This window comes from Agaribacillus sp. DX54, assembly GCF_056858335.1.
Genome location: NZ_JBXEQE010000020.1, coordinates 21517 through 43664, shown reverse-complemented (window position 1 = coordinate 43664; position 22148 = coordinate 21517). Strand labels below are relative to the sequence as shown.

Below are 22148 nucleotides of genomic sequence, written 5' to 3'. Positions count from 1 at the left end.
ACCGTAGCCCAATGAGATCTTACAGCGCAAAAGTTATATCGTTTTTATTTCCGGTGGTCCTGTTGCTGCATAGCGCCTGCAACCAACAAGATGCCAACATCAATACGGAAATCAAAGTTCCTGTCTCGGTGATTAATGTTAAACCGCAATCTATCGAAATGTACGTTCAAACCACCGGAACGGTCTATGCCACACAGGAAGTTTATCTCAGATCGGACTTATCCGGAACCTATTATCTCATGAACAATGCTAATACGGGAAAATTATTCGCTTTGGGTGACCAGGTTAAAAAGGGACAGACAATCATCAAACTTGAAGACAAGGAATTTGAAAACAACGCGCAAATAGACTCCAAAAAACTTAATCTGGAAGTATCAAAGAATAACTATGAAAAGCAAAAGTCTTTGTATGATAAAGGAGGTGTCACTTTCAGGGAATTGAAAAACGCTGAAATCGAATACATCAATGCCAGGTATTCCTATGAAAATGCTTCACTTCAATTAGATAAGGCTTATGTAAAAGTGCCATTTAGCGGCACAATCGTTGAACTTCCGCATTATACCCAGGGGGTAAAGGTCGACGAGGGTAAGGAAATGGTAAAAATTATGAATTACAGCCGACTGCTGCTTGACGTAAAACTGCCGGAAAAACATCTGGCCGAAGTGAAGCAGGGTCAATCCGTGAGGGTGGTCAATTACACGGTTAGCAAGGACACCTTAATGGGTACAATAAACCAGATTTCACCGGTGATAAATCCTGATACAAGAACTTTTCAAAGCACATTACTTATTAACAACAGGGGACAGGCCATCCGCCCGGGCATGTTTGTGAAAGCAGAGATACTTGTGGAGAAAAAAGACAGTACCATAGTAGTGCCAAAAGATATTGTTATATCCAGGCAAAACCGGAAGATACTCTTTGTCATTGAAAATGGAATTGCCCTGGAAAAGAGTATTAGTACCGGGTTGGAAAACCCCGACTTTATTGAAATTACCAAAGGAATTAAAATGAACGATCGTTTGGTAGTAAAGGGTTTTGAAACGTTGCGAGACAAATCCATGGTAAATGTTGTCCGCTGAGTTAATAATCATAAAGCACTATTTTTCATGATGAAAAACATTGTAAGCTTTGCTGTCAAACATCCGGTTACCATATTCATGGTGGTATTGGGGATTCTTTTGCTGGGATTTATTTCTTTGGACAAACTAAGCATCGAGTTGTTCCCCGAGCTAAACAACCCCAGGCTATTCGTAGAACTGAAAGCAGGAGAGCGTCCCCCTGAAGAAATGGAGCAACAGTTTATAGAAGGCATTGAATCACTGGCCATCCGTCAGCGCGGCGCAGTGGAGGTGAGTAGTATTTGTAAGGCTGGTTATGGCCGGATAACCATTGAATATAACTGGGACAAGGACATGGATGAGGCGTTTCTCGAAATACAAAAAGCGTTATCTTCCTATACCCAAAATGAAGACATCGAAGAACTGAATATTTCACAATATGATCCCAACGCAGCGCCGGTGATGATTGTAGGGCTCTACCATCCTGACATAGATGATTTCAACGAGCTTAGAAAAACAGCCGAAAACCAAATCAGGAACGAACTGATCAGGTTGGAAGGAGTGGCAGATGTCAGGATTGCGGGACAGCAGGAAAAGGAGGTAATCATTAACACGGATCCCGGGCTATTGGCTTCTTATGGTTTGACGGTTGACCAACTTGTAACCAAAATTCAAAATTACAACCGAAGTGTTTCCGGCGGATCGATAGAAGAACTTGGTAAAAAATATGTTATCAAAGGAACGAGCATCGTCAAGGATGTTGAGGATATTGAAAGCATCGTGGTCGGGTACACGTCCAGGTCTTCTCAGGATCGTGCAGATCCGCAAAATGCTACGGCTTCAACTCCTGTATCTGAAAAGACACCTGTTCTTCTAAATGAAGTTGCCACTGTCAGCATTATGGACAATGAAGCATCTGATATCGTCAGCATAAATCAAAAAAGGAGCCTGGGATTATCCATCTACAAAGAGACCAAATATAACACTGTTATAGCAGTCAATGAATTAAACAAATCATTGTCTGACCTTGAACGTTCTTTGTCCGGTTATGAATTCATCATCATTCAAAATCAGGGTAATTTTATTCAGGAGGCCATTGATGAGGTAAAGCAATCCGGATTACTCGGTGCCCTGTTCGCCATCATTATATTGTTTGTGTTTCTTCGACGCCCTGGTACCACGGCCATTATCGGTATCGCCATTCCTGTTTCCGTTGTTGCAACTTTTAATCTCATGTATTTTAATGACCTTAGTTTAAATGTGATGACGCTCGGAGGATTGGCATTAGGCGCGGGTATGTTGGTGGATAATGCCATTGTAGTGATGGAAAACATATTCAGGCATAGAGAAAACGGGAAAGGTATTAAAGCGTCGGCCATTAAGGGCACCACTGAAATAGGCGGTGCCATCATTGCCTCCACACTGACTACCATTATTGTTTTCCTTCCGATTGTTTACGTTCGTGGTGCTTCAGGGGAATTATTCAAGGACCAGGCCTGGACAGTAGCTTTTTCCCTGATATCCTCGTTGGTAGTGGCCATTCTGGTCATACCCACACTATTTACCAGAATTTTTAAAGACCATAAACAACAAGAACCACAAAAGACTTTCACCTTTCAAGGGTATGGACGCATCCTGACCAGGATACTTGACCATAAATGGAAGTTTATAGTATTAGCTGCCACACTGGTGACCGGAGCTTATTTCTTACTGCCAGTAATCGGAAGTGAATATATGCCGAGAACTGAAACCAGAACCCTTGCTATAGATTTAAGTCTGCCGGAAGGCACAAGGCTGGAAAGAACGCGTAACACGGTCAGTCAGATCGAGCATCAGTTGTTTTCAGTCTTTGGTGAGCACATCGATAAGGTGTACACCCATATCGGTGGCAGCGACAACAGCACTTTTGAAGAGAGCAGTATTGAACATGAACACAAGGCAAGTCTGAAACTAATATTCAAAGAAGAAAGCCCTGTTAAAACTGGCAGGGTCACCACGATAATGGGCGATTTTCTGCAAAACATTCCTGGGTTATCGGTAAATTTTTACAATGATAAAAGTGCCCTGGAGTCTGTAGTAGGTACAGATGAAGCTCCGCTTGTGGTGGAGGTAAGGGGAAGATCGATAGAAGGAATAAAGTCAGTCCTGGACTCGGTGATGTACACGATGAAGATGGACCAAAATCTGTATAATATCACCTCTTCTATGGAAAAGCAAATTCCGCAAATAGAAATAAAAGTCGATAAATACCGTGCCGGACTTCAAAACATGTCCACAGAGAGTATTACCAAACAGGTGAAGGACCAATTGTCGGGAAAGGACGCCGGAAAGTTGGAGAAGTCAGGGGAAACACAAAACATTTTGATCAAAATTCCTGAGATTTCATTGATACAACTGGATGACATATTACTGAAAAACGGGGATCAGGATTTGCGTATCGATGAAGTAGCTACGATAGAAACAGTGCTGAGCCCCAACACCATCAGTCGCAGAAATCAAAACCGCGTAGCGACAGTCAGCGCCCAAATCAATGAGCAAATTCCATATGACCAGATTGTTAATAAACTGGAAGGAGAATTATCATCGTTACACCTCCCTCCGGATTATGGCATATCTATTATAGGCGAAGAGCTGAAAAGAAAGGAATCGATCAAAAATCTGGGTTTTGCATTGTTACTTTCTGTCGTGTTGGTGTACATGGTACTGGCTTCGCAATTTGAATCATTGATTCACCCGTTTACTATCCTTTTAACGATTCCATTGGCAGGCGTGGGTGCGGTATTGACTTTTTTCATGCTTGGTCAACCACTGAATATAATGGCTTATATTGGTATCATCATGCTTACCGGTATTGCTGTTAATGATTCTATCATTCTTGTTGATGCTATCAATCAATTTAAGAGACAGGGATGGTCGGTGAAAGAGGCTGTTGCCGCGGCCGGACAACAAAGGATTCGACCGATTATTATGACCAGCCTGACCACGATTCTAGCCCTTTTACCCCTCACTTTCGGGTTTGGGGAAAGTGCCTCCCTGCGATCACCTATGGCACTTGCTGTGATTGGTGGACTGTTTTCTTCAACGTTGCTTACGCTTGCAATCATTCCCTGTGTTTATTTGGTAATTGACAATATGTGGCTGGCTGTCATCAAAAAACCTCAAACAGAAAAGGCACTATAACATGGCGCTGTTGAAATTTATCATACACCGGAAAACCCTGATCAGCATGTTGTTCCTGGGTTTAACCATGCTGGGTTATATCTCTTATGAGCAGTTGCCTGTTGAACTGTTCCCCAACGTAGAGCTACCGTTTTTAATAGTTCAGATTAACACTACCTCCGAAGTGGACCCCCGTTACCTGGAAAACGAAGGGATCATACCACTGGAGGGTGCGATCAGTACCTTGCAGGGAATTGAAAAAGTGGAATCCAGTGCAACCGGCAACCAGGGTATGATTTTTATAAGCTTTACGCAAAATACCGACATTAAGTATGCCTACATCAAATTAGAGCAAAAAGTCAATGCCCTCAAGTCAAGCCTGCCTGAAGAGTTTATTGTCAATATCCTCAGGGTCGATACTGAGCAAATAGCCAGTCAGTTTATGTCATTACAGGTTTTAGGTGAAGGTGGGGTTGACCGTGTCAGAAACCTGACAGATCAGGATATTGTAACGAAGTTAAATAACATAGATGGTATCGCGGGGGTTCAGGTTTTTGGTGGAAGGGAAAAGACCGTCGAAATAATTCTGGATAATGACGCCTGTGAAGCCAACGGTATCACCCCGGGCAGCATTCAGTCAGTACTCTCCCAAAACTCAGGTCAGAAAACTTTTGTGGGACATGTAAGGGATGGCAACCGGAAGCTTTTTGTCAATGTAACAGCCGGATTGAAGGATATAAAAAATCTGCAAAACCTGGTGGTTTCCGAAAAAGGTCCTCTGTTACTGAGTGATGTCGCAGATGTTTACTTCGGCGTAAAGGAGCAGACCTCCTTAAGCCGGGTAAATGGCAAAGACGCCGTTTCCATACAACTATCGAAAGACACCCAGGTAAACATCATTGAATTGTCGCGCCGCACCAAAGCGGCCATAGAGGGGATTAACAAATCCCTGGCACTGAAAGGTGTCAACATCATTATCCAGTCCAACCGGGCGGAGTTAATGGAGAAAAACATTGACCAGATTATCAACCTCGCGCTGGCGGGTGGACTATTGGCTATCTTCATAGTATGGATTTTCCTGAAAAGAATCCGGTTGATCATCACAATTGCACTGGCCATTCCGGTTTCGATTTTCACCGCCTTTAATTTTTTCTATGCTTTTGACATTTCGATAAACAGTTTAACGCTAATTGGCATGGCACTGGCGATCGGCATGTTGCTGGACAATAGCGTGGTGGTGATTGAGAACATATACAGGCAACTGGGAAACCGGAAATCACCCGGAGAAGCGGTAATTTCCGGTACAAAAGAAGTGAGCCGGTCGGTAACTGCCGCCACACTAACCACAGTAACTGTGTTTTTACCCTTTGTCTTTTCTTCCAACTTTCTGGTAAAGTTGATTGGTACACATATCGGCGTTTCTATTGTCTCCACATTGCTGGTTTCACTGGTTGTATCGCTGGTACTGATCCCCATGATGGCTCATAGCACCGTCAAAAGGTCACCTGACCTTCCTATCACTTCTTTCAAAAATACCTCTATCAGAAACCGGTTGGTTCAACGATACGTCATCCTGCTGAAAACCTGCCTGAGAAATCCGGCCCTGACCATCGTGGGTGGGATGGTTTTGTTTTTCCTGACTATACTAATCAGCCTGCTGGTTAGCGTAAAAGACCTCAATGAGGTCGGAAAAAGGGAATTGAATATGTATATTACCATGCCTCAGGGTGCCTCCATAGAAAATACTGATCTCATTGTTAAGGATATTGAGCAAAAAATTTTGCAAATCGAAGAAAAGGAAAAAGTAATAAGCAGGTTGAATGAGTCAGATGCCACTATCAATATTCAGTTACAGGAAGACTTTGAGTCCATTAATGGTAGTTCCATAGAAGATCTCCGAAATAGACTGCAAAGTATCAACAATTTGTATCCCGAATTGGACATCACCATGGATGAAAGACAAGCGAGTCGCGCCAATACCGGGGGGGGTGGCGCATCGCCGATGGAGGGGTTTGAAAAGCTGCTGGGAATCGGAACCCAAAAGGAAAGTATTATCTTAAAAGGTCAGAATTTTGAGCTAATGAAGTCCTTAGCCAGCGATCTGAATACCTATGTAAAAAACCTGGCTTCAGTCGGTAACAGCAATATAAACATCAGTCCCGATCGTCCCGAAGCCCATATTTTCTTCGATCAACAGCTAATGAGTGATCAGGACATTACCCTGGCCAATGTAGCTTCGGCCCTGAACGGATTCCAAAAATCTTTTCCATCCGGCACCAGGTTCGAAAGTGGTAATGAAGCATACGATATAACGATAAGAACCGATAAGCTGGAACCGGATTTGACCAGGTCTATAGAGGATTTGAACGCATTGCAGGTCAAATCTGAAACTGGTGGAACCCATGAACTCCAAAGTTTCAGCCAGGTTGTTTTTGGCTCAGGCATTAGTGATATAAGAAGGTTGAATCAGGAAAAGCAAATTGAAATCCGCTATAATTTTATCAATGAAGTATTGTCATCCAAATCATTGCTTGAAGTATCCAGGCTGGAAATCGATCAGCTCATTGCGAACTTGAACATCCCCTCGGGAATTGCTATTGAAGTGGTACATGAGGAATCTGTTTTTCAGGAGTTTTACTTCCTGATTTTTGCCGCTATCGTTATAATTTTTATGATTCTGGCGACGGTTTTCGAGTCTCTTTATTTACCATTTGTTATCATGTTTTCCATTCCCATGGCAGCAGTGGGCGCCTTTTTAGGATTGATTTTTACTGGCAATTCATTATTTAATGCCAATACGCTCATTGGGTTTTTGATCTTGTTGGGCGTGGTGGTAAACAACGGGATAATACTAATCGACTATGCAAGAATTCTTGGTAGCCGTGGATACAATCGATATCGCGCTTTAATCACGGCAGGTATCTCGCGCATAAGACCGATATTTATTACGACGATCACCACTATAGTAGCCATGTTGCCCATGGCCATGGGTCAGGCCGAATATGTTACTACCATCGGTGTTCCCTTCGCAGTGACAGTAATGGGAGGGCTGGCATTCAGCACTTTTTTGACGTTGGTGTACATTCCTACACTTAGTGCGGGGCTCGGCGACGCCCTGCAGTGGTTCCGGGGGCTTGGTTTCTGGTTGAAAATGCTGCAGATCTTTGCCATGGTCATGATCGCCTGCGTGATTTATCAGTATGTCGATGGCCTGTTATGGCAAATCATAGGCGTCTTGCTCACCATAATATTGGTGCCCGGCATGACCTTTTTTCTCTTAAATACCCTGAAACAAGCCAATCGCAGAATCATTGGAAAAGATGAAAAAATTACGATTCGGATTCAAAGCCTTGTAAAGGTTTATGGCAGGGACCGAAGGTTTATGCGGGAGTGGAAGGCCGCAAGACTGAACTATGAAAAAAGAGGTGAAAAAACCACTTCGCTAAAATCATTGACCGAAAAGGCTATCTGGCAAACTGCCATCATCGGATTTCTGATTTACTTCATTTACTTCTTTCTCGACAGCTTGTTCTGGCAAGGATTTTTTATGGTGATATTGTTCATTTTCTTTATCGATTTCCTTCAGGTATGGGGGCAGGCTACCGAATTCCGCTCCAAAACAAAACTTCAAAAAGCATTTCACTACCTATGGCGGTTATGCCTCTGGGGTATCCCGGTTTTTAACATGCTGTTGCTGGCCAACCGGGCCGAAAACCTGTTGCTGATCATCCTGTTTGGAATCTTATGGTTGACAGGTGTCTGGGTATACCTTGCCGGTAAAAAGCTCAGCGGGGGCAACCTGGACATTAATGCCATTACCGGAAAGTTTGCAGGCATTAAAAGGGCTTATTACAGATTCCTCTTTGCCATTCCCATTATCGGCGCGAAAAAAAAGCCTTTCAGGGCCCTGAGCAACGTAACCCTTACCATTAACCATGGCATGTTCGGACTGCTGGGACCAAATGGAGCAGGTAAAACGACCCTGATGCGAATCATTTGTGGTATACTGGATCAAAGTTATGGCAAAGTTTGGATCAATGGTCATGATACGAATATGAAGCGGGAAGAACTACAAGGTTTGATCGGCTATCTGCCCCAGGCATTTGGAAGTTATGAAAACATGACCCCCTACGACTTTTTACATTACCAGGGAATATTAAAAAATATCCCGGACAAAGACGTCCGGGAACAACGCGTGCAATATGTTTTGAACGCAGTCCACATGACCAACCATCAGCATAAAAAGATAGGCTCGTTTTCAGGCGGCATGAAACAAAGGATCGGTATTGCTCAGATTTTGTTACACCTGCCCAAAATATTAGTGGTAGACGAACCTACGGCAGGATTGGATCCGCTGGAAAGAATCAGGTTCAGAAACCTTCTGGTTGCTTTGAGCAGGGAAAGAATTGTGATTTTTTCAACGCATATTATTGAAGACATTGCCAGTTCCTGTAATCAGGTAGCCGTATTGATTAGAGGCAAAATAGAATACCTGGGGTCGCCTTCAGCTATGGCCGAACTAGCAAAGGGTGTGGTTTGGGAGTTTTCTGTAGATCCATCGACATTTGAAAAAATCAAGGAACAACATTTAATTGTCCATCACATGAAGGATGGCGACCAAATCAAAATCAAATGCCTGGCAGCCAAAAAACCGCATGAAAATGCCTGCCAGGCTACTGCTCATTTAGAGGACGCCTATCTGTGGCTAATGAGAGAAAAAACCAAGATTAAAACTGCCCATGAGCCCATTGAAAGTCAGTAATTTTTTAGACCTATTCTTTAGATTATTCAGGTATAATATCAAAGTCATATTTGCCAATAAGTTTATTTACTTTCTGATAGCCGCGTTTTTGTTTTTTGTATTTATCATTACCATTTCCATCATTAACGATGCCCACCTGGGAGAGGAGACGATATATGGTTTCCTGGTATTTCCCGGTATTCTTCTCATTTTTTATCCGGTGGTCTATGGTATCCAAAACGACGACGACGCCAAAATGCTGGAAATCATATTTGGCATTCCAAATTACCGCTTCAAAGTCTGGTTGATACGCTTTGTGATGACCATGGTGGTGGTAACTGTGAATTTATTCGTACTTGGCCTGCTCGCCCATCTCACCCTATACCACATTGAAATTCTTCCGATGTTGGGACAGGTTTTGTTTCCCATTACCTTTCTGGCCAGCCTGGCCTTTATGTTTTCAACCCTGATCAAAAGTGGTAATGGTACTGCGATCGTGATAGTAATCTTAGGGGTTATTTTTTTGATTTTCAGCGAAACTTTGGAATACAATGCCTGGAACCTGTTTTTAAACCCTTACAAACAACCCCGTGAAATGAGCGAAACTATTTGGCTGAATATTATCTTCAAAAACCGTCTCTACCTTTCCATTGGCAGCATACTAGCCCTGCTCTACGGACTTTTCAACCTGCAGTTCAGGGAGAAGTTTGTCAGTTAGGAAAATTCATTAAATATTTTACCCTAATTCTTATTCCATTTCTGCTTGTTATGTTTTCTTGGCAGAATTAAACTGAACAAGCTTTTGCCAATCTATCTCTCCCTTATCTGTACAATATTCGTTAGCAAACTCTTTTGTGAATTTATTAATCATTTGGGAATATGCTTCCTGAAAACTATCATTTTTTTCCTTTGCTTTATGCCCCAAGGGATCAATAATTTCAGTATATAAGTGCTCATCCCCAGAAATAAATTCCCAGAAAACCTGGCCACAGTATTTAAAATAATCACCCTTGTCCGGATGATTATCGCGACCATAGCAGCACCCATTTACAGCCACAACATTAAGTTTGGAATTACTTGTTCGTAACGTTCTCCGGGCGGTTTTAAAATCGAATATCATTTTTGAAATCTGGCTACTATTCCCCCAATTTGGACCGGACTTAATATTTACAATATACCTCCTGCCCTCATTATCGAATTCAAGGTCTATATTAGGTATCCCGGATTTTTTTCCATTATAAACTTTACCATTAATAAAAATTGCCAGTCCTTCGAGCCAGTCCCCAAAAATTGTTTCCTCATTGGAAGAAATATGGGCATCTACAATTCCTGTAATAATTTTTTCCGCTGTTAAAACATACTTTGCTTTGAATAAATAAGGATTTTTGCGTTTTAGCACTTTCGATAAGCTTAAACCATTAAGGCTTGAAATTCTCTTTTGATGAAAAGTTCCAATATTATCTTCAACGTATTGGCACACGTCCGTTAAGTTTAACTTTTTCATATTTGGCTTCGGACTCAAATAAATATAACTCTACAGGATTAATTTGACTTTTGACCATTTCATAGTATTCAGGTACTATTTCTATACCAATAGAATTCCTTTTCATCCTGCTCGCGACAAAGTTGGTTGTTCCTGAACCCATGAAAGGATCGAGGATCATATCACCCTCTTTTGTAAATAGTTTCATAAACCATTCAGGTAGCCCTTCGGGGAATGCGGCGCTATGTTTTTTATTGTTACACTCAGTGGCTAAATGCAGTACATTAGTCGGATAAGCCATATCTCTATCTACCCAATTTGATATATTTTTTCCAAAACCACTACCCACTTTAGACTCGTCACGTATTTTATCAGTTTCACTAAGGTTTTTGAGTCTTGATTTTGCCCAATCACCCATAGGAACCATCACTTCCTCCTGATACATATTAAATTTTTTGTCCTTATTAAATTGTAATAACCGCTCCCAAGCGTCTCTAAATCTATTTGGCCATTTCCCTGGAAAACAATTCTTTTTGTGCCATATGAATTCTTCTGTCCAGAGCCACCCTTGTTTTCTCATTTCTATGATAAGTTCCATCACGTAGGTACTACGTTCTCCATTTACCACCTTTTCTTTAATATTTAACCCAAAAGTACCATCAGGTTTTAAAACTCTTAACAGTTCTTTTGAAATTGGCAGGAACCAACTCACATATTTATCCGGATGAATCCCTCCATAAGTACTTTTTCGTTGGTCTGCGTAAGGAGGGGATGTGAAAATTAAGTCAACTGAATTGTCCGGAAGCTTCTTCAATACTTCTTTACTGTCTCCAAGATAAATTTCTGTGTTTATTTTCATGAATAATCCTTTTTCAAATTTAAGAGTTCAGACTTTTAATGTTTATGCAGGATATCCTAATTAAAGTATATAACTCAAAACTTCTTATATCTTCATCGTTAAATTTACCAAATCTAACAAATTTATACTTGGCTTGGGTTGGGTATTTCTGAAATCTTTTCAAGCCGGATAAAATTCTGTTTTGATTAAATGATAGCTGCTTGAAAGGACAGTTGTAACCCATCACAGTAACTTAATTTTCTCCAATCGAAATTGAGATACGTTCAGCCTTCACAAAAACTTACCTTTTTACTTCAGGCCGTAATCGCATGACAGTAGGATTGAAGCCTCAATCACTCCAAATGATTTTCAAACTCGTCAAACACAAGATTAACTAAGGTGCCCGGACTCATGTCAAGTGCCTTGGCAATGCGTTGTATGTTTTGTAGGATGGGGTACGTTGGGCTGACTCATAGTGCTGAATGGTTCTTCTGTCCAGGCCGGTCATTTCAATAAGCCTGACCTGAGACAAGCCCTTCTTTTTTCTCTCACGCTTCAAAACTAATCCAAAAGCCTCAGCAAGTTTCATAAATGGAAAGCTAGGGTTACAGAAAAATAACCAACGCACATTTGCAAGCCCGAAAGTCTCTAATTAGATTAAATAAAACTCATAGATTTTTAAGCCTCAGCAAGCACCTGAAAAGCTATTATAAGTAGCAAAGCCAAATCGAATACACCATGGGACATAGTGGCAAAAGAGTATTCATATAACATTCCGGCAAATAAGGATATTGATGATCGTATAATAAGAGCGTATTTTACTTCCCTGAGTAAGAAAATGAGTATAGCCGGAGTTTGAAAAACTTAAACGAACTTATAGAAAAGTTAGATAAATTGGAGGGTGCTTCCGAATTACCGCCACGAGATTTTTCCGATCCTCCAAAAGAACTGCTCAGAGAAGAGTCCAATCGGCATGACATAAACCTGCTCTATTTTCAAAGTTATGAGCAAGATATAAAAGAAAGAAATACGCTAGTCGAATATTTACATTAATTACAGGGTGGCTGGCGATAATTCTCTTCATTGTTGTTTTTCAGGGAATACGGAGTTTTCCATTTACCAATAATCCATTTGTGTTAACAGATACCGTAATGGTCACATTAATCACCACAACTACTGCCAACATTGCGGCTTACTTTTTAGTTGTAACCAAATACCTATTTCCAAATCATAGAAAGTAAGCGTTAGATTTTTAAAATATAGGCATATACTGCTTTTTAAGGTGAGTTTAGTTGATGTTTTGATGGTATCCTTTTCCTGGTTAAAATCTAACCCTCTAAAAAATAATAGTTTTGACAACGAAGTCATGCTGCCAGACTGAAATTTTCATTCTTTATACTTATCTTAGAAAAGCCAGAAGTGCTTATACTCAATACATAATAACCTTTAATAATCATTCCAGCGACCCAATCAAGGAAAATGAATATTACCGCCTACATTGTAAACGATACAAGTAACAAATTACTTACCATAGAGCCCGCCGGGAAAACAAGAAATTGGATGGACGCGTCATCAGGTAAGTATGCTTACAATTGCCTGCCCTTGGTGATAGCCAATCAGCTTGGCTGGGTAGTTAAGGCAGCGCCTTCGTTTAGTGTAATATGGGATGGAAGGAATGAAAAGGACGCCATCAAATTCCATTTTCATGAACAGGAACCGGAAATGTCACAATTTGTAGTTTCTCATTTTGGACAGGGAATTATCTCTTTCAGGCTCCCATGGGTATTCCGTACCGATCCCGGCATCGGTTTAATTGTCAGAGGTCCCTCTAACCAATGGTTACCCGGAGCCCATGGACTGGACGGGTTTGTGGAGACGTGGGGACTGGAATCCACATTCACTATGAACTGGAAGATTACCATACCTGACTTTACAGTTCACTTTCCCAGCCATTTTCCCTTTTGCCAAATATTGCCATATGAGATTGCCACTATCAATAACTATGCCTGCTCAAGAAAGCATATCTCCGAAAACGAAGAACTGGATCTCAAATATTCGAAATGGCTGAGCCGGAGAAAAGAAACACTAAAAAACGTGTTCAGTGGCACTAAAACCACCAACTATTACGAAAAGAATTACATCAAGGGCCAGGATGTGGAAGGTGAAAAGGTCGAAGGGCATTTTAAAAAACTCGACCTATCGCAGTTTAAGTAAAACAAACAACTGAACAGAAAAAAGTGCAAAGCATCTAGTTTTAAAATTTAAGCGCTGCAGGCAGGTATTTTGAGGCCAATTGCTCGTAGTAGGGTTTCAATTCCTCCACATTCGGTGGTGTGGGGGATTTGGAATACAGATCATAAGGATTGAATGCCTGAACCCATTTGAACATTTTGTGGTCATAATCGTCCATCAGGTGGTCGTAGGCATTTTCACGGTGTTGGGCGTAAAAAGAGTGGTACCTGATCATGTAAAGTGCCTGGTCAGGCAGGTAGTCTTTCATGATATGGTACAGGTACTCATCGTGTCCCCATGACATATGGACATTCCTCAAACCACAATTCGGTTCATAAACCCCGTATTTTGTATTGTACTTTTCATTGTGATGGTCGGGATTATCTTCAAAAAATTCGGGATATACAATTTTGTCAGAAAACCGGCACCCCACCGGGAAGGTATCACCGACCACCGCCCATTGCGGCTCGCCAAACAGGCAAAGGACTTTGCCCAGATCGTGCAAAAAACCGGTTAACACAAACCAATCGGGATGACCATCGGCCCTGATGGCTTCCGATGTTTGCAAAAGGTGCTGAGTTTGGTCGAGGTCAATATCAGGATCCGAGTCGTCTATCAATGTATTCAGAAATTCTACCGCTTCCCAAAGAGACATGTTCTTTTTTTCAAACGATAAAAACTCCCGCTCCTTTTCCAGAACAAAATCATAGGTTTGATGCGTATGGTTGAGCCGGTAGAACTCTTTTACGGTGTCCCTGGCAGGGTCATCATAGTTTCTGTATGCTTCCTGGTTTTTGTGGGAATTTTCGGGATATCTTTTTAAAAGATCTTCTTCCCACAATTCCTCCATTTTATTGAAGTCCGACTTTTCGCTATTCATGATAGTTAAATTTTACAACGGAAATTATCCGATAGAAATCACTGCATATATAGTACTAATATAAGCATTACATGCCATAGATAAAATATCTTTACAACTTCCGGCGGCTTGGGAGCGTAAGGGATGTATTAAATTTTTGTCTTTTTCTATTTTTTCTTGATATTTTGACAAAAAGAAAGGTACTTCTTAGATGCGAGACAAACTATATGGCAATACAATTCTACAACTACTGCTCAGGGCTGTCATTTGTCTGATAGTAGTTGCGGGTATATTCCGTTGTACCACACCTGAGACGCCATTGAATGCCGAAGAACCTGATTCATCGGCGGTGACCCGTATAGTGAGGCCGGCTTTCTTATCCGATGATCACACCTGGGCAGACTCCATCTTAAAAATCATGACCTTGGATGAAAAGATAGGCCAGTTAATTATGGTCCGGGCCTATTCAAACCAGGGCTACCGGCACCGGAAAGACATTGAGAAGCAGATTGAAAAATACGGAGTGGGGGGCTTGATATTCTTTCAGGGAGGTCCCGGGCGGCAGGCAATATTGACTAACCGGTACCAGTCCATCTCAAAGATCCCGCTTTTTATCGCCATGGATGGTGAATGGGGACTGGGCATGCGCCTGGACAGCGTATTGAGTTACCCTTATCAGATGACATTAGGAGCGATACAGGATGATCAACTCATCAAATCCATGGCGGAGGATATGGGCCAACAGTTCAGGAGACTGGGTGTTCAATGGAATCTGGCACCGGTGGTGGACGTTAACAACAATGCCAACAACCCTGTCATCAATTACCGGTCATTTGGTGAGGACAAATACAATGTTGTGCTGAAAAGCCAGCAATACATAGCAGGCCTGGAAAAACAGCGCATCTTAACCGCGTTGAAACACTTTCCGGGCCATGGTGATACAAGCACTGATTCGCACAAGGCCCTGCCGGTCATTGACCATGAGCTCGGTAGGCTGGAAAACATCGAATTGTTTCCATTTATCCAGTTAATTCAAAAGGGGGCGCTGGCTGTCATGGTAGGCCATTTAAGCGTACCAGCGCTGGACTCCACGCAAAAATACCCTACTTCCCTTTCAAAAACTGTCATTAATGAACTATTGAAGAATGAAATGGGATTTGAAGGCCTGGTCATCAGCGATGCCATGGATATGAGGGGACTGACTGACTACGTGGAAAAAGACAGCGCTGAAGTCCTGGCCCTGCTGGCCGGTAATGATATTATTGAATTGGTAGAAGACGTGGAGTTTGCTGTTCAATCCATTAAAAAGGCGGTATTGACTAACAAAATCCCTGTATCTGAAATTGACCAAAAATGTAGAAAGGTACTGCTGGCAAAATACTGGACCGGGCTTTTCAAAAAATCACCAGTGGCATTGGAAAACCTGTATAAGGATTTAAACGACAGCGCATTTGTTACTTTGATATCGGAACTTTATCGCCGGTCAATTACTTTGTTGGAGAACAAAGACAGTGTATTGAACAATCTGACTTTGGGTGACCGGTCCGTTGCGGTCATATCCGTTGGCAGCGGCAGTGCTTCGCCGTTTGCAAAAAATGTGGCTCATACACTCCGCACCAGGCCACTGGTGTTACCCAGGTATGCCAGTCACAACCATACTATGGAACTGCGAAAGAATATTGAAAAGGCCGACTACGTTTTACTTTCACTGCATCAGATATCCCGGCAACCTGGAGTCAAACCGGGCTATGGCAAAAATACCAGAGCTGTAATAGAGGAGTTACTGGGCCAACATAACGTGGTACTGGTCAGTTTCAGGAATCCTTATGTTTTATCTCATATCAAAAATGTGGAAAAGGCCAGAGTGGTGTTACTAACCTACCAGGATAATGAGGTGACACAAAACACAGTTTTGGAGATATTCAACGGAAACTGGCGTATTTCAGGAAAATTGCCCGTAACAATTAACGACAACTGGCGTGCAGGGCATGGTATTACCTTAGAAAAATAGATCATGAAGGATTTGTTTAAGCGGCTAAAGTCCTGTAGAAAACAATTAGGGTTTTCCCAGGCCGAAATGGCGCAGAAATCATATTTCGAACAAAAAGATATCAGCCGCTTTGAAAATGGCAAAGTGAAATTTATCCCTATCCCCTATATTGTTTTTTTGTATCGACAGGGCATTAACCTGAACTGGCTCTACAGTGGCGAAGGCCCGGCTATGATTGAAGATCTGGCTATCCCCGACCATCCGAAGGACCCGGAACTTAACCGCCAACCGTCAATTCCCACCGAGATTCAGCACAAAATAGAAGAACAAAAAGAGCAATTGCTTACCCTGCAGGTAGAAAATAAGCTCCTCAAAAAACAGGTAAAGGAATTGAAGGTTGAGCGTAAGACATTGCTTGAAGCTTTTAAAACAATTGGGAGGTAAAATGGAACATCGTAATTTTTTTAGTCCATTTCCGGTGTTTTTCGGGGCATCGGGAGCCTGGTCAGTCAGTACGGATGTCACGGTGGTGATTTAATTGGGAATTTTGTTTTACAGATAATGATTTTTAAATTATTTCAGCACCAATCCAATCTTAAACCCAATCGTTACACTATATCTGAAATCCGATTCAGGATGCAGATCTTCCCCTATTTTCCAAATTGCAAAACCCATTTTCAAAAATTATCAGCCTAAATCGTGTATGGGCCGTTCTTTAAATAGGGTGTGGCAAACAGAAAAAAGAAGGTAATAATTATTGGACAAACGTATGAGTACAGGCTAATATCGCTACAGGAAGTATTGGTAGCCCCTGTATACCATAAATTCTATGGCCATTAAAGCCATCGATATACTTCCCAATAGCATTTCTTGCAGATAGGAAAACATCGCTGCAGCGAAGAAAATTTAGTTTCCGGTTCCATCGGCCGGATGCTCTGCATCAATTTTAATAAGGGTTCTGATTGTTGATTTACTTGAATATTTAGCGATTTCCCTGGCATCCTTTATGATAGAAAATTTACCCTTCAACATATCAACTAAATCAAACTTTTTTGAAAAATCATCCATCAAATATTGTTTTCCTTTATAGAGTACTAACGTAGATTGACCCTGTTCCTTGTTGGAATAATAAGCTTGTAAAGCGTCTTTTTGTTCATCAAAAGTACTATTTGAGAAATCATTTTCATGGGTTATTGCATAATCGTTATTCAAAGATTTTGATCCGCTGCAAGCAGTTAGTAATAGCACCATCATTAATACTGATAATCTCATCATCTGTTTTAGTTGGTTAATTGTAATATACAAAATTTTCAGCTCAAATTTTTATACCTCTTTTTATTTATGCTCGCATATTCATCATCACCAGGGGGGCAAATCGGGTCAAGCCCAACACAGTTAATGCCGCAAGGCACGAAGATTGATGCACCTGTGCTATCATCAGTGAAAAGGGTTCCATATACCCAACATCCCGACTGCGTGAAAAAATACCCTTTTTCGATTTTATTGGTTCTACCATTTCTAACAGAAGATTGATCAAGCCCCTTTAATTTATAAAAATTAGCCATGTAGTCGGAGTTTTCATCTTCCACGTTTTTTACTTTGATTAAGTCGTCTGAAAATAGCTCACCGGGATTATTTGTAGCATAGGTAACTTCAATTTCGATGAAACCATTTTCTGATGCAGAACTTTCAAAAAGCATGGTCAATTCCATAAATTCCGGTCGTTGTAATTCACCTTCTGTCGAACAGGCAAAGCTAAAGGTTAAAAAAAGAACGGCTAAAAAAAGACATTGTTTAGACTGACAAAATGGATAGACTTTTTTCATAGATCAATGTAGTTTAAAGTGAAAACATAATGACTATTTATTCCGATTGGCATAATTACTGGTTGATTAAATAAAATCGTTGTTTAAAAAAAGAAAATTATTGTTAATTTCAAATATCTTGAGAAGATATATGAGACTAAGATATTCTTTCCTCACATAGTACTTCATTTAACAATTAATCCGTAACAGCCCGGTAGAAATCTAATTTAGCAGCAGATTGCTGGAAAAATTAATCCTTAATCACTACAAAACATTTGATAAAATAGTCTATTAGTCGTTGGCACCAGGAATTTCCTGGAATTACTGTTTAGAAAACAGACCTCCGGATATTGATCTGCTTTTTCTTTTACCTTTACATATTTGCCAAGAACATGACATGTTTGAGAAGAATTTCCATAGGCGCTAATATAGATTAGTCCAAAAATAGGTTTGTAGTTTTAATAATAAAACTTTTGTACATAGCCAAAGAAATTCAGCATACGGTGTAATAAACAATCAAACTTTTTTGAATTTATTTACAGAAATTGAAAAATTGATTGCTGGCAGTCATTTCCGGATAATATCCGCTTGTGCCGAAAGAGATAGCCTGTAATAAAAGTTCTTAGCCTAGTGTTTTTTTAAATTATTTCAGCACCAATCCAATCTTAAACCCAATCGTTACACTATATCTGAAATCCGATTCAGGATGCAGATCTTCCCTTCTGACAACTTCTGATGAATTCAGATCCAAACCCGACACATCAAACCACTTATACTTATAGCCCAGTCCCAAAAAGTAATCCAGAGAGAAGGTTTCACGATAAATACGCTGATTCCCAATCTTGAAGTGAACAGCAGCTTCCTGCCTGACGGCCTTAAAATCCATCAACCGAAAAAAATCGCAACCTTCATCACAATTTATTCCCAAGACCTGCTCTTCATCTCCAAATACATAGCCGTAAAGCAGTTCCGGAGCGAGATAAAAACCCTTCTGGCTTTTTCTTGCAAAATCCAGGTAAAACCTGACCTCGTTACGAAACTTGAAGCCGACAGGATTGTTGATAAACTCATCTTCATCGAAATCATAGTCGTTAAATCCCGTAACAATACCTATACCATGCTGGAGATACAAAGTCGGTTTTACCCGGTATTCCACATCAATTAATAAATTGGAATAAGTATCAAAAAATGACAGTAGATCTAACTTTAAAATTACTTTGGGTGGAGCTAACGGTTCTTTGTAGTAGGTTGTATCACTAAAATATTGGGCGTTGCCCTCGTTGACATACAACAGGCCGGTCACCAGTGTCAAAATGAGCTTAAACCTTATCAGGCAGGTGAAGTTTTTCAATTTATTGAACGGAAATTTTACTTAAAAAGGTCATGTCGTCGGGGTTGGAATAATCATATTGATAAAGCCCGTCTTTTCCGATAACGATTAAATGTCCATTATTAGGGATCACATCGTATCCATGAAAGCTGTTGATTTCAAACCTGAATACCAAATTAAACGGATCACTGGCATCAATAATCTTCAACCCCTGCTCTCCTTCCGTGACAAATAGTGACATTCCATCTATCCCGAGGCCATGCGGATTGTACATAAGGTATGTGGAGACTGCCCGCGGTTCTCTTAAATTGCTGATGTCTACCACATCCAACTGGTTTTCACCAAACCTGCACTCCACACCGTCTCTGATGGTTACATAAGCATAGTTGTCCTGCACCACCACCGGATCACAGGCTGTTACATGACGGTAGACCGATAGTTTTAAAGGATTCGTGGGTGTAGAAATATCGTATATGTGCATACCGGTTGTCGAACCGATAAACAGGTTATTACGATAAGGAAAAATAGTTTCAATACCGAATCCTATATTTACACGCCCTTTGGGTTCGGGGTTTGTGGCATCGGCAATATCAAAAAACAGGAGATTCTGATTATCTACGATGTATAAGTTATTTTTACTGATAGCAAACCTCGCCATAGAACCTGCCTGCCCTGCACTATCGAGACGCATGCTGTCATTGCTTTCTTCACACCCTGAAAAAGCCAGCGATAATAGTCCAATGGCTATAATGGCAAAAAGTGTTTTATTCATTTTTTTCATGACTATCTATAGCATTTAGGACTTACCAGTATTGTAGCTTCCCATCCTGTAACCACTCCCTTACGTGCATCTACACACTCGAAATACACATCATTACCAGGTGGAAAATTGTTCCCGGCGGGCAACACATCCTCAATTCTTTTCAATACTTCCACCTGATTTCCACTAGTAATTCTCACTGCCACCAAATCGTTGTAGTTGTCAAAGTAAAAAACATCACCTTTGGCAGCAATATCTACATTGCCAGGGATACTGATAAAGGCAACAGGTTCAGGTGAAGAAGGATCAGTATTGTCAATAATATGGACCCCTTTTGCCAACTCATTAATATAGAGGAAGCCGCCCTTTCGATAAATCTTACCGGGTCTCTCTAGTTGCCGCGGGGCCTCGATCCGAATGTCTTTCAATTCCGCAAGATTACCATAGATGGGTTTAAGCCCTTCCACCTCGCCCTCGGGAAACGCAACAGGTTGGTCTTCATTGATGCAACCTGAAATAACAATTAGAAAGGCTAGTAGCAGGTAAAAATATATCTTCATGGACAAACAGTTTTAAGTCTCGCCAATAAGACGCTTAAAAGTTGTATTTAGTTGCCAAAGATTTGGAAAATGGTCATACCTGACGGCTATTTATTCACTTTTTTACCCTTTCCAAGAGGATCTTCATTAAAGAGACAGCGGCGGCCTTTCCTCTTTCCCTGATGACCTCCCTGTCTGTGCTGTCTCCAACCTCATAGGTGACAGCCGCCGCATGCAAATAGTTGTAAAACCAACTTTTGCTGGTGGGGGATAAATAACCTCCCGGCCTTTCGTCTGGTTCAAAATCAGGTATTTGTAGTGCCATCCCCTCCAATACCTCGGGTATCAAGCCAGGAATATAGGCCAGGGTGTCCTGCTCGTTTAAATAAAACAGGTCTGACCAGGTAGAATGAAAGTCACCTCCAAAGTATATTTTTGTACCTCTTTTTCTTACAATTCTTGTGATATCCTCAAAAATAGCGCGCACTTCCGGCTGTCTGTAAAAATGCCAGTCCCTGTTCAGATCCACCCCTCCGGCATTATGCCTCCAATGGCCCATGTCCACCCCATCCGGATTAACCATGGGATAAACGATCATATCAAATCTTCTACGAAATTCCTTTGCCAATTCACTTTGGCCCCATATGGTTTCCACGAAAGTCTTCATAGCCATGTAACCGGTAACCTCCGGAGGGTGCTGGCGGCTTATTACCAGGATTTTGTTTTGGTTGACCGGAGCGTTTTCTTCCAATTTAATAATCGGCCTTCCGAGAACAGATTGACCCACGATCTTTTTCGTGACATAGTTGCGGTCGCCTGCCACCTTATCAGACCAGTCACTGGCATCCTGAAAAGGCAAAATTTCCTGCGCGGCTACCCACAGTGTATCGGCGCTTAATTCGACCTGAAAACTGGTTCCCAGAGCGTCCGAATGATAATCTTCCCGAGGTATCTTACGCCAGTCCGACCCGTTTTCACTGACTTTTGGCCAGTACCGGTGATTACCGTGTTCATAAATCAAATTGATCCTGATCATAACCTCCTCGCCAGCCCATACCTTAAAAGCGTACCAAGGGCTGTCATTGATGGGACTGTTCTCAGGTCTTATTAATATCGTAAAAGTTGTCTCGTTATCCTGCGCAATGCCATTTAAACGGGCTGACGGAAAATCGTTGCTAAAGCCGACCCCGTTGGGAAAGGCAAAAGTTTGCTTCTTCTGGAAAACCACCGGTTTGGTATGGGTATCGACAAAGGCACTGGAATCCAGGGGCAGGTTGAACTGAGCATGGCAATTGAAAGAAAACCAGGCTAAAAAGCCTACGAAAATAGGGACTGGAGAAAATTTCATTGTATT

Annotated in this window: 17 protein-coding genes; 7 read left to right on the top strand and 10 right to left on the bottom strand. The window is 41.4% G+C overall.

Annotated features, from left to right (window positions below):
• The first annotated feature begins 11 nt into the window (after positions 1 to 11).
• From AC04NP_RS19535 to AC04NP_RS19520, 4 genes are read left to right on the top strand one after another with little or no spacing between them, the layout of a single operon-like run.
• Complete coding sequence (locus AC04NP_RS19535; protein WP_482861617.1) at positions 12 to 1079, top strand: efflux RND transporter periplasmic adaptor subunit; 1068 nt, start codon at positions 12 to 14, stop codon at positions 1077 to 1079.
• A gap of 27 nt (positions 1080 to 1106) precedes the next feature.
• The gene (locus AC04NP_RS19530; protein WP_482861616.1) at positions 1107 to 4238 is read left to right on the top strand and encodes an efflux RND transporter permease subunit; all 3132 of its coding nucleotides are present in this window, start codon (positions 1107 to 1109) and stop codon (positions 4236 to 4238) included.
• A 1-nt stretch (position 4239) separates the two neighbouring features.
• Positions 4240 to 8979, top strand: coding sequence for an efflux RND transporter permease subunit (locus AC04NP_RS19525; protein WP_482861615.1), 4740 nt, complete (start codon positions 4240 to 4242; stop codon positions 8977 to 8979).
• Positions 8957 to 9676, top strand: a complete 720-nt coding sequence (locus AC04NP_RS19520; RefSeq protein WP_482861614.1) for a hypothetical protein — start codon at positions 8957 to 8959, stop codon at positions 9674 to 9676. The genes AC04NP_RS19525 and AC04NP_RS19520 overlap by 23 nt, the downstream gene beginning before the upstream one ends.
• Positions 9677 to 9724: 48 nt before the next feature.
• Here AC04NP_RS19520 and AC04NP_RS19515 read toward each other — a convergent pair whose 3' ends face one another.
• The 3 genes from AC04NP_RS19515 to AC04NP_RS19505 all read right to left on the bottom strand — a co-directional run bounded on the left by AC04NP_RS19515 (position 9725) and on the right by AC04NP_RS19505 (position 11868).
• The gene (locus tag AC04NP_RS19515; RefSeq protein ID WP_482861613.1) at positions 9725 to 10462 is read right to left on the bottom strand and encodes a PmeII family type II restriction endonuclease; all 738 of its coding nucleotides are present in this window, start codon (positions 10460 to 10462) and stop codon (positions 9725 to 9727) included.
• The gene (locus AC04NP_RS19510; RefSeq protein ID WP_482861612.1) at positions 10422 to 11300 is read right to left on the bottom strand and encodes a DNA-methyltransferase; all 879 of its coding nucleotides are present in this window, start codon (positions 11298 to 11300) and stop codon (positions 10422 to 10424) included. The genes AC04NP_RS19515 and AC04NP_RS19510 overlap by 41 nt, the downstream gene beginning before the upstream one ends.
• Positions 11301 to 11688: 388 nt before the next feature.
• A complete protein-coding gene (locus AC04NP_RS19505) occupies positions 11689 to 11868 on the bottom strand; it encodes a helix-turn-helix domain-containing protein (RefSeq protein WP_482861611.1) in 180 nt (59 codons plus the stop codon).
• A gap of 890 nt (positions 11869 to 12758) precedes the next feature.
• On the opposite strand from AC04NP_RS19505, the gene AC04NP_RS19500 reads away from it, so the two are divergent.
• The gene (locus tag AC04NP_RS19500; RefSeq protein ID WP_482861610.1) at positions 12759 to 13493 is read left to right on the top strand and encodes a DUF6065 family protein; all 735 of its coding nucleotides are present in this window, start codon (positions 12759 to 12761) and stop codon (positions 13491 to 13493) included.
• A 40-nt stretch (positions 13494 to 13533) separates the two neighbouring features.
• Here AC04NP_RS19500 and AC04NP_RS19495 read toward each other — a convergent pair whose 3' ends face one another.
• Positions 13534 to 14391, bottom strand: coding sequence for an inositol oxygenase family protein (locus tag AC04NP_RS19495; RefSeq protein WP_482861609.1), 858 nt, complete (start codon positions 14389 to 14391; stop codon positions 13534 to 13536).
• Positions 14392 to 14581: 190 nt separating this feature from the next.
• Between AC04NP_RS19495 and AC04NP_RS19490 the strand changes: the two genes are divergently transcribed.
• Together AC04NP_RS19490 and AC04NP_RS19485 are read left to right on the top strand one after the other, a co-directional pair.
• Positions 14582 to 16381, top strand: coding sequence for a glycoside hydrolase family 3 protein (locus tag AC04NP_RS19490; protein WP_482861608.1), 1800 nt, complete (start codon positions 14582 to 14584; stop codon positions 16379 to 16381).
• Between the two features lie 3 nt (positions 16382 to 16384).
• Positions 16385 to 16804: a helix-turn-helix domain-containing protein gene (locus tag AC04NP_RS19485; RefSeq protein ID WP_482861607.1), complete on the top strand. Its 420-nt coding sequence runs from the start codon at positions 16385 to 16387 to the stop codon at positions 16802 to 16804.
• 462 nt (positions 16805 to 17266) lie between these two features.
• Here AC04NP_RS19485 and AC04NP_RS19480 read toward each other — a convergent pair whose 3' ends face one another.
• From AC04NP_RS19480 to AC04NP_RS19455, 6 genes are all read right to left on the bottom strand, one after another.
• On the bottom strand, positions 17267 to 17635 hold the full coding sequence (locus tag AC04NP_RS19480; RefSeq protein WP_482861606.1) for a hypothetical protein: 369 nt from the start codon (positions 17633 to 17635) through the stop codon (positions 17267 to 17269).
• Between the two features lie 35 nt (positions 17636 to 17670).
• On the bottom strand, positions 17671 to 18186 hold the full coding sequence (locus AC04NP_RS19475; protein WP_482861605.1) for a hypothetical protein: 516 nt from the start codon (positions 18184 to 18186) through the stop codon (positions 17671 to 17673).
• A 622-nt stretch (positions 18187 to 18808) separates the two neighbouring features.
• A complete protein-coding gene (locus AC04NP_RS19470) occupies positions 18809 to 19516 on the bottom strand; it encodes a hypothetical protein (protein ID WP_482861604.1) in 708 nt (235 codons plus the stop codon).
• Between the two features lies 1 nt (position 19517).
• A complete protein-coding gene (locus tag AC04NP_RS19465; protein WP_482861603.1) occupies positions 19518 to 20267 on the bottom strand; it encodes an LVIVD repeat-containing protein in 750 nt (249 codons plus the stop codon).
• An 11-nt stretch (positions 20268 to 20278) separates the two neighbouring features.
• The gene (locus AC04NP_RS19460; RefSeq protein WP_482861602.1) at positions 20279 to 20815 is read right to left on the bottom strand and encodes an LVIVD repeat-containing protein; all 537 of its coding nucleotides are present in this window, start codon (positions 20813 to 20815) and stop codon (positions 20279 to 20281) included.
• Positions 20816 to 20909: 94 nt separating this feature from the next.
• On the bottom strand, positions 20910 to 22142 hold the full coding sequence (locus tag AC04NP_RS19455) for a M14 family metallopeptidase (protein WP_482861601.1): 1233 nt from the start codon (positions 22140 to 22142) through the stop codon (positions 20910 to 20912).
• Between the last annotated feature and the right edge of the window lie 6 nt (positions 22143 to 22148).